Raw genomic sequence first — 12,624 nt, 5'->3', positions numbered from 1 at the left:
CCTAAACAGCAATCGCCTAGGCGCCGGAGGCCCGGCTCTCGACCAGCGCAGCCCGGATCACCTCCAGAACCTCGCCCGATCGGACGTCGGTGCACACCCACTGGCTCGGCTGGCCGTCCCAGGCCGTGCCGACGAATTTGCGGCCGCTGTCGGGGGCCTGGATCGTTTCGCCGTCGGCGATGCCGCCGCAGACGACCCGCACCGCGCCGCTGCGCAAAATGAAGAGGTCCGGCCGCACCAGATAGACGCAGGCCGTGCTGTCATGTACCGCCATGCCGGCGATGCCGACCCGGCTCTTGTAGAACTCGATGTAATATTGCGACAGGTCGGAGAGCAATTGCACCGATTTTTCGCCCGACTTGGCCATGTCGGCAAGATACTCCCCCGTCATGATCGTCTTCAGCGTCACGTCGAGCCCGACGATGGTGACCTTCCAGGGCGTGGTGAAGATGATGTCGGCGGCTTCCGGGTCGCCATGGATGTTGGCTTCCGCTGCCGGCGTGACGTTGCCGTTCACATCGAAGGCGCCGCCCATGACGACGACTTCCTTGACTAGACCGGCGAAATCCGGATCGGCCTGCAGCGCCAGCGCCAGATTGGTCATGCGGCCGACGGCGATCAGCGTCACTTCGCCCGGATTGTCGCGGACGGTATCGATGATGAACTGGTAGGCGGGACGCGGATCGAGCGGCCAATCGATCGTCTCAGGCAGGCCGATATTGCCGAGACCGTCTAGACCGTGCACGACGGAAGCGGCGCGATCGTCGCTGCGCAGCGGATCGATCGTTCTGTCGGCGCCTTTGGCGATGGGGGCTGAAATTCCCCATTCCCGATGCAGGAACTGCGCATTGCGGGTGGTGAGATCGAGCGAAACATTGCCGAAAACGGTCGTCACGCCGAGAAGATCGATTTCCGGGTGCCGATGCAGAAAGAGCAGCGCCATCGCGTCGTCAACGCCGGGGTCCGTATCGAAAATGACCTTGTGCATAAGCTTTTCCTCGTTCGGCTCTTCGAAAGCCGCGCACAATAACGCCAAACCGATGATGCGCAATCCCGGAAGCGACATGGCTGGGGTCCTGCCGGAAGCGGTTGCAGTCCTCACTGTTCGATGCGAGAAGCACGCCGCACCCGTCCGGGTGCGCTTCCGCTTACAGAGTCTCCTCCCCTTGACCGACCTCGCATTCCAATTCCTCTTCCTGCTGTTTCTCGCCGCGATTTTTGCCGGTTTTGTCGATTCGATCGCCGGCGGTGGCGGGCTCATCACCATCCCGGTCATGCTGATTGCCGGCATCCCGCCGCTCGAATCGCTTGCGACGAACAAGCTGCAGTCGCAGTTCGGATCGGCATCCGCGACGATCGCCTATGCGCGCCGTGGCCATGTGAACTTGAAAAGCCAGTTGCCGATGGCGGCGATGTCGCTGGTCGGCGGGGCCGTCGGCGCCACGCTCGCGTCGCTGGTGCCGGCAGGCTGGCTTGCCGCGGCAATCCCCTTCCTGCTGATCGCCATCGCGCTGTTCTTCGCCATCAAGCCCAATCTCAACGATATCGACAGCCACCGCCGGGTGACGCCGTTGGTGTTCGGGGTGACGATCGTCCCGTTGATCGGCCTGTATGACGGCATATTCGGACCTGGCGCAGGCTCGTTCTACATGCTGGGTTTCGTGCTGCTCGCGGGCTTTGGCATGCTGAAGGCGACCGCCCATACCAAACTCATCAATCTCGGCTCGAATTTCGGCTCGTTCCTGGTCTTTGCGGCAACCGGGTCCGTACTTTGGAAGATTGGCCTGATCATGGGCGTCGGCCAGTTCCTCGGCGCCCAGGTGGGCTCACGGCTGGCCATGAAGAACGGCGCGAAGCTGATCAAGCCGCTGCTCGTCATCTCCTGTCTGGCACTCGCCCTGAAGCTGCTCGCCGATCCAACCCATCCCGTCCGCGTCTGGCTCGGCTTCTAGCCCTTCATCCTGAGCGGCAGACCGGCGGCGATGAAGAAGACCTCGTCGGCAGATGCCGCGATCCGCTGATGCAGCCTTCCGGCATGGTCTCTGAACTCCCGCGCCATTTTGTTGTCCGGCACGATGCCAAGGCCGACCTCGTTGGAGACGACGATCAGTTTCGCCGAGAGGCTTTCGAACCGATGCACGAGTGCGGTGGCGGCAGTGCCGATATCGCGCTCGTCCATCATCAGGTTGGTGAGCCAGAGCGTCAGGCAATCGACAAGGATGACCCTCCCCGGCGCATCGATTTCGGTCAGTTGCTCGACCAGGTCGAGCGGCACTTCGTGCGTGGTCCAGCCGTCTCCGCGATCGACACGATGCCGGGCGATGCGCGAGCGCATCTCGTCGTCATAGGCACGACCGGTGGCAACGTAGTGCCGTTCCAGGCCGCTCTCCTTGGCAAGCCTTTCCGAAAACCCGGATTTGCCCGAGCGGGCGCCGCCGAGGACAAGGGTGACGTGACCGTTGCATGTCATGGAGAAAATGGCCTGAACCAGAGGGGACCGGACGATTCGTAGACAGGAGGCGTCCGGCCCTGTTGGTGATGATGTCTCTGGATTCGCATTACGGTCAAATGGTGCAGCTATCTACGCGTAGTGTCAACCAACACCCGCTTGCCGTTGCTCGGTTTCATCGCCCGCAGGCAGCCACGGCTGGCCGGGTCCGGCCAGCCGATTTCGGCCACAAATCCGCGCATTTGGCAAATGAGGCCGCGGCCCCGTATTTGACAATCGCGAATTTGACAACGATCGGAAGATGAAGTGTCCGCGGGCCAACAAAACAGGGCCTGCCATCGGACGGCAAGGGCGACCGGTACGCACTACCTGATCCGGCGCCAAGCGCGAGCTAACCGCCCGCACGAAAAGCAATAGCGCCACATTCTTACCGGATGGTTAGTGAACTCCGTAAGCTGCGCGCTTTTCTCATTTTTTCTGTTCTTTCCGATGGAATGGCAGAGTGAATGGCGGCGGCTGGCGGAAAAGGCCCAGCCTGACACGACACTGCTTCGCACTCAGTGAGTGTTTTCCTCGTCGCGAGTGACGATCTCAAGGGCTGAAGTCGACGACCGGCGCAGATTGCGCGGGTGTGTGCATGTTGATTTCTGAGGAGGAAGACGTACCGTGATTTGAACTGACATAATAAGTGCACAGTATCCGTGGAAAGCTGTCGCAGATGCGAACGTGACCTATACTCTCTCCGGCCTGCTCAGACTGAATCCAACAGTGTGCACACCTCGCGCTCGATTGAAGTGAACAGTGAAAGGAAAGACCGGGAGGTCCCTGAATGAAAAAAATCCTCGCTTCCACGGTCTTTGCTGCCGGTCTCTATGCTTTCGCAGGGTCAGCCTCGGCGGATTGCGGTACGGTCTCTATCGCCGAAATGAACTGGGCTTCGGCCGGCATTGCGGCCAATCTCGACAAGATCATCCTCGAACAAGGTTTCGGCTGCACGGTCCAGCTCGTCCCGGGCGACACGCTTCCGACCTTCACTTCCATGAACGAAAGAGGCCAGCCGGATCTCGCGCCGGAGTTCTGGATCAACTCTGTGCGCACCACACTCGACAAGGCCGTTGCCGACGGCCGCATGATCGTCGGCGCGGAGATCCTCTCCGACGGGGCCGTCGAAGGCTGGTGGATCCCGAAATTCCTGGCCGACGCCCATCCCGATATCAAGACCGTGCAGCAGGCATTGACCCATCCGGATCTTTTCCCGGCGCCGCAGAAACCCGGAAGGGGTGCCGTCTATAACTGCCCGTCCGGTTGGAGCTGCCAGGTTTCGAGTGCCAACCTTTTCAGGGCGCTAGGCGCCGAGGAAAAGAAGTTCGAGCTGATCGATACCGGCACTGCCGCCGGTCTTGACGGTTCGATCACCAACGCCTTCGAGAAAAAGACCGGCTGGCTCGGCTACTACTGGGCTCCGACGGCTTTCCTCGGCAAATACGAGATGGTGAAGCTCTCCTTCAACGTCCCGCACGACAAGGCCGATTGGGACGCCTGCACCGCCGTGCCGAACTGCCCGAACCCGAAGGTCAACTCCTATCCGACGTCTCAGGCCTTCACGCTGGTCACCAAACAATTCGCTCAGAAGGCGGAGGTGGCGATGGACTATATCAAGAGGCGCAAGTGGACCAATACGACGGTCAACAGCGTGCTCGCCTGGCAGGAAGCGAACAAGAGCACCAACGAAGCTGCCGCCAAATATTTTCTGGAAAGCAGTCCGGATATCTGGACCAAGTGGGTCGCTCCTGATGTCGCTGACAAGATCAAGGCATCGCTCTGAAGTGATTGTTTGAACCGGCGCTGCTGAAGCCGCCGGCGTCGCGAAGAGGCACGCGGCTGCGAGTTGCAATCATATAAAGGTTTCTTTATATGATGCATCCATTGCAAGGAGCGCCGCCATGCCGACCGCCAACGCACTGACCGAACTTCTGGCCGAAAAGGGCGTGCTGCTGGCCGACGGCGCGACCGGCACCAATCTCTTCGCCATGGGCCTCGAGGCCGGCGAAGCGCCGGAACTGTGGAACGAGGCCGCGCCTGAAAAGATCGAGAAGCTGCATCAGGATTTCGTCGATGCGGGCGCCGACATCATCCTGACCAATTCCTTCGGCGGCACGCGCCAACGGCTGAAGCTGCACAAGGCAGAAGGCCGAGTGCACGAACTCAACCGGCTTGCCGCCGAGATTGCCCGTAAGGTGGCAGACGGAGCGGACCGCAAGGTGATCGTCGCGGGTTCAGTCGGACCGACCGGCGAATTGTTCGTTCCGCTCGGAGCCCTGACCTATGAGGATGCGGTCGCCGCCTTCGCGGAACAGATCGAGGGCCTGAAGGCCGGCGGCGCCGATATCGCCTGGATCGAGACCATGTCCGCGCCGGAAGAAATCCGCGCGGCGGCCGAAGCTGCCGTCAGGGCCGGGTTGCCCTATACCTATACCGGCTCTTTCGACACGGCCGGCAGGACGATGATGGGCCTCGATCCCAAGCAGATCCACGGCGTGGCGAAGGATGTCGGCGAAGGCCCGGTCGCCGCCGGCGCCAATTGCGGTGTCGGCGCCTCCGATATCCTGTCGAGCCTGCTCGACATCACCGCCGCCGATCCTGACGCCGTCACCATCGTCAAGGGCAATTGCGGCATTCCGGAATTTCGCGGCTCCGAGATCTTTTATTCGGGCACGCCGCCGCTGATGGCCGAATATGCAAGGCTCGCCCGGGATGCCGGCGCAAGGATCATCGGCGGATGCTGCGGCACGTCCTGCGAACATCTGGCCGCCATGCGCGCCGCACTTGACGATTATACCCCTCGACCGCGACCGACGATCGAGGAAATCGTCGACAAGATCGGCCCGCTGCGCAATAAGACAGCCAGTGAATCGGGCGGAGATTCTGGCCGGGAAAGACGTCGCCGCCGCGGCTGACGTGTAAGGCTGAAGGATAGAGACATGGCAAACATATCGCCGATCGGCAGCCGGGAAACGGTGGCGGAGAGCCTTTCCACCTTCTCGGCCGAAAATCAGTCCTGGCTTACTCTGTTGATGGACAATCCGACGTCCGACGACCTGCTGCTCGATGGTTTGCACCTCTACCTGCATAACGCGTCGGAAGCGAAGTTCCTGAATTCGCTGAAGCTGCAGAAATGCGGCGAGTGGATCGGCGACATCGCCCCTGCCCGGCTGCAGATCCGGCTGATGGAAGCGGCGAAATCCAGCCAGCATCCGGCCTATTCAGCGTTTCGCGACGGGCTCGCCCGCTCCGGCGGCCTGGAGCGGGCGTACCCAAAGGTTTGAGTGCCACCTAACGACGGTCCAGGGTCTCGGCGAGCCGCACCAGGTCGAGAAACCCGCCCCGATATCCGAACGCATCCTCGCCGCGGGCATTGCGCGCCATGTCGAGGATCAAGCGGTAGGGATAGGCGTCGAGCGCATCGGTGCCGCGCAGTTTCTGACCGAAGGCGGCGACGGCCGCGGCGAAGCGCACATCCTGAGGCGCCGCCGAGAAGTCGCGCACCGCATTCATCTCCGTGACCGGCGTGGTGATCAGCTTGCTGGTGTCGCCATCCGGCTGCTTGTAGCGGATTTTGACGAAGGCCATTTCATCGGAGACCGCAACCGGAGCGGAGGGCGCTGCCGGACCGTAACGCAGCGGGTCGTTGAGCGCCGAGGCACTGCCCTTCGGCGTCACCTCGTAAATCGCCGTCACCGCATGGCCGGAGCCGATATCGCCGGCATCCACCCGGTCATTGTTGAAATCCTCGCGCTTCAGCGCCCGGGTCTCGTAACCGACCAGACGATATTCGCCGATCTGTTGCGGATTGAACTCCACCTGGATCTTGACGTCCTTGGCGATCGGAAAAAGCGTCGAGCCGGCCTCGTCGACAAGTGCCTTCTGCGCCTCGGCGAGCGTATCGATATAGACGGCCGTACCGTTGCCGTTCTGAGCGAGCGTCTGCATCAGGCTGTCGTTGAGATTGCCCTTTCCGAAACCAAGAACCGACAGGAAGATGCCGTCCTTGCGGCGCTGCTCGATGATCCGCTTGAGCTCTTCGTCGCTCGAAACGCCCACGTTGAAATCGCCGTCGGTCGCCAGCATCACCCGGTTGACGCCGCCCTGGATGAAGGCCTGGCGGGCCAGGCGATAGGCCGCATCGATGCCTTCGGCGCCGGCCGTCGAGCCGCCGGGTCGAAGATTGTCGATTGCCGCGAGAATCTTGTCCCGCTCACGGGCAGACGTCGGCTCAAGCACCGTCCCGGCATTGCCTGCATAGGTGACGATCGAGACCTTGTCCTCCGGCTTCAGCTTGCCGACCAGCAGCCGGAAAGCGCTTTTCAGCAAAGGCAGCCTGTCCGGCGCGTTCATCGAGCCCGAGACGTCGATCAGGAAAACGAGATTGGTGGCAGGCTGCGCGGCCGGCGCGGCCTCGTACCCCTTGATCGCCACATGCATCAGCCGCGTGCCGCTATTCCACGGCGTCGGCGTGACGGTGACGGTGGTTCGGAACGGTTCGTCGACCGTCTGCGGCCGTGGCCAGTCATAGGGGAAATAATTGATCATCTCCTCGACGCGCACGCTGTCGGGATCGGGCAGGTGTCCCTCCAGCAGCGAGCGTCGGACGAAGGCATAGGACGCGGTATCGACGTCGACGGAGAAGGTCGAGACCGGATCGGTTGCGACGCTCTTTACCGGATTGGTGTCCGCATTGGCGAAACGGTCGCGGCTCTCTTCGAGCGGCGGCAGGACTTCGCGCTCAGTTGGCGCATAACGGGGAGCGGCGGCCATTGGTACTGCACGCTCAGCCATGACCGGCGGCGGTGCCGCGGGAACGGGCGCCACGCTTCGTTTGGCCGCGCCACCGCTGGCCTCCTGCTTGTTCAGCAGCCGGGCAATATCCGACGCGGGAAAATCGCGTTGCCTGGAGGATTGAACCGATGGTGCAGCGTCACTCCCCCGTACCGCTTCCTGCTGCCGCGGTTCAGCCGGCTTCTCGACCGGCGGCACCGGAACTCTTTCTACGGCGGGCTTCGGCGCGTCCAGGACTTGCGGCAGGGCGACCTGGCCTGAGTTCGGCAGGTTTCCGCGCGTCAGTTCGAATGTCAGCAGTGCGGCTGTGGGAATGATCAGCATCGTCGCAAGCGCAGAGCCGGCGAGATAACGGTGTTGGGTGACCATGCGAGTGCTCCAGATCCGGTTGAGAACGGAGCTTTGACGCTGCCACCAGGAGCTTCCTTTGCCGCGTGCGGCATTTTTTCCCGTCTCGTCGAAGGCTTGCATGGCGGCGGCAAGCGCGCGAGCGCGCGCCGAGCTAGAAGCGCGGGGCGCCGGGGCTAAATTGCCGAGCTGGTCGAATTCGTCCGTCATGGTCAAACCGCCTCCTTCTTCAGAAGGTCCTTCAATCGTTTACGCGCCTCGTGCAGATGCCAGGAGACCGTGTTTTCGCTGCATTCGAGAATGCCCGCCGCAGCCGCATGGGAGAGCCCTTCGCCATGAACCAGCAGGACCGCATCCCGCTGCTTTTCCGGCAGGCGGCGCACCGCGGCCCACAGCCAGTCGCCGCGATCGTCTTCCTCCGACTCCAGATGCGAAAAGAAGATCGGGTCGTTTGCAAGCCGGTCGTGGTCCCGTCGCCGGCGGGAGGACTGGCGCTGATGGTCGCGCACCGCATTCAGTGTCAGCGTGTAGAGCCAGGTGCGGAACGCCGACTGCCCCTTGAAGCTGCGGATCGCCCTTCCCAGCCGGATGCAAACATCCTGGGCGATGTCTTCCGCATCGCTTTGCGAGCCGGACCAGCGCCAGGCGACGGCATGAATGAAATCGTAATGCGTCTCGACGAGCGCTGAGAACGCATGGCGATCGCCCTGGCATGCCTTATCGAGGATTTCCGCGCTCACTTATCCGCCCGCTTTTCCGTCGCTTACGAGCTTAGACGTTTCGCTCCGGAAATTCCTTGGGTGCCCAAGAAAAACTTTTTCGTTCACCGCACCAGCGCTTCCATATGGAACCGGAGCTGCCCCGGCGGGTAGCGATGTTGCACACCGACCGGACAGGAGTTGCGGGCCGCACAGCCGGAAATCATGCAGGTCGCCTTGCCCGCGTCGCTTGCAAGATAGGCGCTGCATCGGGGAATGTCGAAGCCCGACAGGCTGACCGCATTGACGGGACAGGCCGACAGGCAGGGCTTATCCGCGCAGCTCTCGCAAGGATGCTCGGCCTCATCAGGCGAATTCTCTGTCGCAAACGGAAAACCGAGAGCGCCGCGATAACCGTGCCAGAGCCCGAACTGCGGATGGATGAGGATGCCGAGCGGCGACGACTTCAGACCTTCGGCCTTCATCGCCCATCGCTGGAACGGCTGCCAGGGCGGATCGGAGGGGAAATAGGCAGTGGCTCCGAGCTGCTCGGCAAGCGGCCGGATCAGCGTCTTCGACCACGTGTCGAGGGGATCGCGGCCGTCACGGCCTTTTCGCCATTCCGTAAACGACGGCCAGATCGAACCGCCGACATTGCCGAGCAATACGACGGACCGGGCAAGCGTGCCGTCGCCCAGCGACGGTCCCTCGCCCGCTCCGAAATTCACCACGCCGCGGATCAGGATGCCGTGGGGTTCGAGCCCAGCGGCAATCTCGTCGAGGACTGGCGAAGGCGGCCTCACCGAGGCCCCTGGTATTTGTAGTGAGGGCGCCAAACCCCCTCCTGGACGAAATCCGCGACCAGTCTGGCACCGCCTTGCTCCCTGGCGGCATCGGGCTCCCTTCAGGTGAAGGCGTCGGGCATCGAATCCTTGCGATCCTTGATGAACGCGAGCAGCGCCTCGTCGATCGCAGGATCGAGCGGCGGTGCTTCGTAGCTGTCGAGCCAGGTGCGGCAGAGCGCGTTGGCGCGCTGCTCGATCCGTTTCTCGCCCTCGATCTCCCACTGTTCGAAGGAATTGTTGTCCATCAGCGCCGAGCGATAGAAGGCCGTCTGGAAATGCGCCTGGGTATGGGCGCAGCCGAGATAATGGCTGCCGGGACCGACTTCGCGGATCGCGTCGAGGGCCTGGCCCTCCTCGGACAAATCGATGCCCTGCGCCATCTTCTGCATCATGCCGAGCTGGTCCTGGTCGATCATGAATTTCTCGTACGAAGACACCAGGCCGCCCTCCAGCCAGCCGGCGGCATGCAGCACGAAATTGGTGCCAGCAAGCAGCGTCGTGTTGAGCGTATTGGCCGATTCGTGCGCCGCCTGGGCGTCGGGCACTTTCGAGCCGCAGAGCGAACCGCCGGTGCGGAACGGCAGGCCGAGGCGGCGGGCGAGCTGGGCCGCACCGTAAGAAACCAGCGACGGCTCCGGCGTACCGAAGGTCGGAGCACCCGACTGCATCGAGATCGACGCCGCGAACGTTCCGAACAGCACCGGCGAGCCCTTGCGGATCAACTGCGTCAGCGCAGCACCGGCCAGCACCTCGGCAAGGATCTGCGTCAGCGTGCCGGTCACCGTCACCGGGCTCATGGCGCCCGAGAGAATGAACGGCGACACGACCGAGGCCTGGTTATGCCGCGCATAGACCTTCAGTGCGCCGAGCATGGTCCCGTCGAATACCATCGGAGAGTTCGCGTTGATGAGGTTCAAGGTGACGCAATTGTTTTCGACGAACTCGTCGCCGAATACCAGCTTCGCCATGGCGACGGTGTCCTCGGCACGTTCCGGCGCGGTGACCGATCCCATGAACGGCTTGTCGGAATACTTGATATGGCTGTAGATCATATCGAGGTGCCGCTTGTTGACCGGCACGTCGACCGGCTCGCAGACCGTGCCGCCCGACGAATGCATCGACGGCGCCATATAGGCGAGCTTCACGAAATTGCGGAAATCCTCGATCGTCGCGTAACGGCGCTTGCCGTCGAGATCGCGCACGAAGGGAGGTCCGTAGACCGGCGCGAACACGGTCGCCTTGCCGCCGATCTGGACGTTGCGCTCCGGATTGCGCGCATGCCACGTGAATTCGCTCGGTGCGGTCTTCAGGAGTTCCCGGCAGAGGCCCTTGGGGAAATGCACCCGGTGGCCCCTGACGTCGGCACCCGCCTTCGCCCAGAGTTCGAGCGCTTCCTCGTCCTCGCGGAATTCGATGCCGATCTCTTCGAGGATGAGATCCGCGTTGCGCTCGATGAGAGCAAGGCCCTCCTCGTCCAGCACTTCGTAGACGCCTATTCTGCGGGTGATATAGGGCAAGGAGGGGCCGGGACCGTTGCCTGCGCGGGCCGCGCGGCGGCCTGCCGCTCCCCGCTCGCCGCGGCCGCGTCTGGCCCCGCTGCCTGCCGGTTCCGTCTCTGGGGTTAAATCGTCCATGATGTTCCTCGCCTCCGCTTTGAAAAGCGCCTCAAGCTTTTTTGATGCGCCATGCTAGGCTCAAGCGCAAGCGGAGCCCCGCCTTTCTGCGTCACGGGTTTGTACAGGACAGACATCACGCCGCGATCTTCCGTCGCTTTTCCGACGCGCCGCTGTCGCATACGAAAGAAATTGCCAAGCAAATTAAAGGTACAGATAGTCGGGACGGTAAACGTCTGATTTGCCGGCCTCCGAACCGGCCCCTCGAACGAAGGGAAGCATTGCATGTCCGACGACGAAATCATCCTGGCGGAACTTTCCGACGAGGAACTCGTGCAGCAGATGCACGACGATCTTTACGACGGCTTGAAGGAGGAGATCGAGGAGGCGACGAACATCCTGCTCGCGCGCGGCTGGACGCCCTATGACGTCCTCACCAAGGCCTTGGTCGAGGGTATGCGCATCGTCGGCATCGACTTCCGCGACGGCATTCTCTTCGTGCCGGAAGTGCTGCTGTCGGCAGGTGCCATGAAGGCCGGCATGTTCATCCTGCGGCCGCTGCTGGTCGAGACCGGCGCTCCGAAACTCGGCAAGATGGTGATCGGCACGGTCAAGGGCGATATCCACGATATCGGCAAGAACCTCGTCGGCATGATGATGGAAGGGGCCGGCTTCGACGTCGTCGATCTTGGCATCAACAACCCGGTCGAGAACTATCTCGATGCGATCGAGCGGGAACAGCCGGATATTCTCGGAATGTCGGCGCTTTTGACCACGACCATGCCCTATATGAAGGTCGTCATCGATACGCTGAAGGAAAAGGGCATGCGCGACGACTATATCGTGCTGGTCGGCGGGGCGCCGCTCAACGAGGAGTTCGGCAAGGCGGTCGGCGCCGATGCCTATTGCCGTGATGCGGCGGTCGCCGTCGAAACGGCAAAGGAATATATCCGCCGCAAGCACAACAGCCTTGCCGCCGGCGCCTGAAGCGCCGAACGGCTTGCCGACAGCGATGTCTTAGCGCGCAGCGCGATCGACCCGGCGGCCCGCGTCCTGCGTGGCATTGACGGTATTGGCCGTATCCTGGCCCATGCCGCGAATGGTATTGCCGCAGGAGGTAAGAGAAACCATCGTCGCGAGAAGAGCGGCGATCATCGTGACTGTCTTGGCCGTCATGTTAGAATACTCCGATGGAGAGAGATGAAATCGTGGCGGAAATGGAATTTCCGGCAGAGGAACGTTCAACTCGCGAAAAAGTTCACGTGATCGCGTGCGGAGCGATCGCCAGGGAAATCCTTGCTGTTTCCAGGCAGCAAGGCCTCGGCCACATCGACCTCAACTGTCTGCCGGCGATCTGGCACGCCTATCCGCAGAAGATCGTTCCGGGTCTTGAAAAAGCCGTCGCCGAGGCGCGGGAAGCGGGTTTCGAAAAGATCTTTTTCGCCTATGCGGATTGCGGAACCGGCGGCGACATCGACCGGCTCTGCGAGCGCGAAGGCATCGCCCGCATCGAAGGTCCCCACTGCTATTCCTTCTTCGCCGGAAACGACGCTTTTGCCGCAAAAGCGGACGAAGACCTGTTCTCATTCTTCCTCACCGACTTCCTCGCCCGCCAGTTCGAAGCCTTCGTCATCGAACCGCTCGGCCTCGACCGTCATCCGCAGCTGAAGGACATGTATTTCGGCAATTACCGAAAGCTCGTCTATCTCAGCCAGGAGGAAGATCAGGCCCTTCAGGAAAAGGCGCGCGGGGCCGCCGAATATCTCGGCCTGGAGTACGAGTACCGTTTCACCGGCTACGGTGATCTCACGCAGGCGTTACGCTCGATTTAACCG

At 62.2% G+C, this 12,624-nt stretch carries 13 protein-coding genes; 6 read left to right on the top strand and 7 right to left on the bottom strand.

Features of this window, described 5'->3' with window-relative positions; all coding sequences use genetic code 11:
- Positions 1-16: 16 nt before the first annotated feature.
- Positions 17-988, bottom strand: a complete 972-nt coding sequence (locus tag LZK81_RS11140; protein ID WP_233956305.1) for a nucleoside hydrolase — start codon at positions 986-988, stop codon at positions 17-19.
- A gap of 178 nt (positions 989-1,166) precedes the next feature.
- Between LZK81_RS11140 and LZK81_RS11135 the strand changes: the two genes are divergently transcribed.
- On the top strand, positions 1,167-1,952 hold the full coding sequence (locus LZK81_RS11135) for a TSUP family transporter (RefSeq protein WP_233956304.1): 786 nt from the start codon (positions 1,167-1,169) through the stop codon (positions 1,950-1,952).
- On the opposite strand, the gene cobU is transcribed toward LZK81_RS11135, so the two are convergent.
- Complete coding sequence (cobU, locus tag LZK81_RS11130) at positions 1,949-2,470, bottom strand: bifunctional adenosylcobinamide kinase/adenosylcobinamide-phosphate guanylyltransferase (RefSeq protein WP_233956303.1); 522 nt, start codon at positions 2,468-2,470, stop codon at positions 1,949-1,951. The two genes, LZK81_RS11135 and cobU, sit on opposite strands and share 4 nt — an antisense overlap.
- Positions 2,471-3,278: 808 nt before the next feature.
- On the opposite strand from cobU, the gene LZK81_RS11125 reads away from it, so the two are divergent.
- The 3 genes from LZK81_RS11125 (at position 3,279) to LZK81_RS11115 (ending at position 5,775) form a co-directional block, all read left to right on the top strand.
- Positions 3,279-4,274: an ABC transporter substrate-binding protein gene (locus LZK81_RS11125; protein ID WP_233956301.1), complete on the top strand. Its 996-nt coding sequence runs from the start codon at positions 3,279-3,281 to the stop codon at positions 4,272-4,274.
- A gap of 118 nt (positions 4,275-4,392) precedes the next feature.
- Complete coding sequence (bmt, locus tag LZK81_RS11120; protein WP_046606874.1) at positions 4,393-5,406, top strand: betaine--homocysteine S-methyltransferase; 1,014 nt, start codon at positions 4,393-4,395, stop codon at positions 5,404-5,406.
- A gap of 24 nt (positions 5,407-5,430) precedes the next feature.
- A complete protein-coding gene (locus LZK81_RS11115; RefSeq protein WP_233956299.1) occupies positions 5,431-5,775 on the top strand; it encodes a hypothetical protein in 345 nt (114 codons plus the stop codon).
- Between the two features lie 7 nt (positions 5,776-5,782).
- Here the strand turns inward: LZK81_RS11115 and LZK81_RS11110 are convergent, their stop codons facing one another.
- From LZK81_RS11110 to LZK81_RS11095, 4 genes are all read right to left on the bottom strand, one after another.
- On the bottom strand, positions 5,783-7,849 hold the full coding sequence (locus LZK81_RS11110; protein WP_233956297.1) for a vWA domain-containing protein: 2,067 nt from the start codon (positions 7,847-7,849) through the stop codon (positions 5,783-5,785).
- On the bottom strand, positions 7,846-8,373 hold the full coding sequence (locus LZK81_RS11105; RefSeq protein WP_233956295.1) for an RNA polymerase sigma factor: 528 nt from the start codon (positions 8,371-8,373) through the stop codon (positions 7,846-7,848). Before LZK81_RS11105 ends, LZK81_RS11110 begins: the two co-directional genes overlap by 4 nt.
- 83 nt (positions 8,374-8,456) lie before the next feature.
- Entirely contained in the window at positions 8,457-9,134 is a 678-nt protein-coding gene (locus LZK81_RS11100; RefSeq protein ID WP_046606870.1) for a 4Fe-4S dicluster domain-containing protein, read from the bottom strand.
- 101 nt (positions 9,135-9,235) lie between these two features.
- A complete protein-coding gene (locus LZK81_RS11095) occupies positions 9,236-10,810 on the bottom strand; it encodes a trimethylamine methyltransferase family protein (protein ID WP_233956293.1) in 1,575 nt (524 codons plus the stop codon).
- Positions 10,811-11,074: 264 nt separating this feature from the next.
- On the opposite strand from LZK81_RS11095, the gene LZK81_RS11090 reads away from it, so the two are divergent.
- A complete protein-coding gene (locus LZK81_RS11090; protein ID WP_046611345.1) occupies positions 11,075-11,776 on the top strand; it encodes a corrinoid protein in 702 nt (233 codons plus the stop codon).
- A 30-nt stretch (positions 11,777-11,806) separates the two neighbouring features.
- Here LZK81_RS11090 and LZK81_RS11085 read toward each other — a convergent pair whose 3' ends face one another.
- Positions 11,807-11,965: an entericidin A/B family lipoprotein gene (locus tag LZK81_RS11085; RefSeq protein ID WP_046606867.1), complete on the bottom strand. Its 159-nt coding sequence runs from the start codon at positions 11,963-11,965 to the stop codon at positions 11,807-11,809.
- Between the two features lie 14 nt (positions 11,966-11,979).
- Between LZK81_RS11085 and LZK81_RS11080 the strand changes: the two genes are divergently transcribed.
- The gene (locus tag LZK81_RS11080) at positions 11,980-12,621 is read left to right on the top strand and encodes a DUF1638 domain-containing protein (protein WP_233956291.1); all 642 of its coding nucleotides are present in this window, start codon (positions 11,980-11,982) and stop codon (positions 12,619-12,621) included.
- The last annotated feature ends 3 nt before the right edge of the window (positions 12,622-12,624 follow it).

Source organism: Neorhizobium galegae (genome assembly GCF_021391675.1).
Lineage (GTDB): Bacteria > Pseudomonadota > Alphaproteobacteria > Rhizobiales > Rhizobiaceae > Neorhizobium > Neorhizobium galegae_B.
This window is presented reverse-complemented; position numbering and strand designations above follow the sequence as displayed.

Bases quoted from the DNA above. Each gene is read 5' to 3' on its own strand.
- LZK81_RS11115 (WP_233956299.1), top strand. From the start codon at position 5,431: ATGGCAAACATATCGCCGATCGGCAGCCGGGAAACGGTGGCGGAGAGC.
- LZK81_RS11080 (WP_233956291.1), top strand. From the start codon at position 11,980: ATGGAGAGAGATGAAATCGTGGCGGAAATGGAATTTCCGGCAGAGGAA.
- LZK81_RS11090 (WP_046611345.1), top strand. From the start codon at position 11,075: ATGTCCGACGACGAAATCATCCTGGCGGAACTTTCCGACGAGGAACTC.
- LZK81_RS11095 (WP_233956293.1), bottom strand. From the start codon at position 10,810: ATGGACGATTTAACCCCAGAGACGGAACCGGCAGGCAGCGGGGCCAGA.
- bmt (WP_046606874.1), top strand. From the start codon at position 4,393: ATGCCGACCGCCAACGCACTGACCGAACTTCTGGCCGAAAAGGGCGTG.
- LZK81_RS11085 (WP_046606867.1), bottom strand. From the start codon at position 11,965: ATGACGGCCAAGACAGTCACGATGATCGCCGCTCTTCTCGCGACGATG.
- LZK81_RS11125 (WP_233956301.1), top strand. From the start codon at position 3,279: ATGAAAAAAATCCTCGCTTCCACGGTCTTTGCTGCCGGTCTCTATGCT.
- LZK81_RS11140 (WP_233956305.1), bottom strand. From the start codon at position 988: ATGCACAAGGTCATTTTCGATACGGACCCCGGCGTTGACGACGCGATG.
- cobU (WP_233956303.1), bottom strand. From the start codon at position 2,470: ATGACATGCAACGGTCACGTCACCCTTGTCCTCGGCGGCGCCCGCTCG.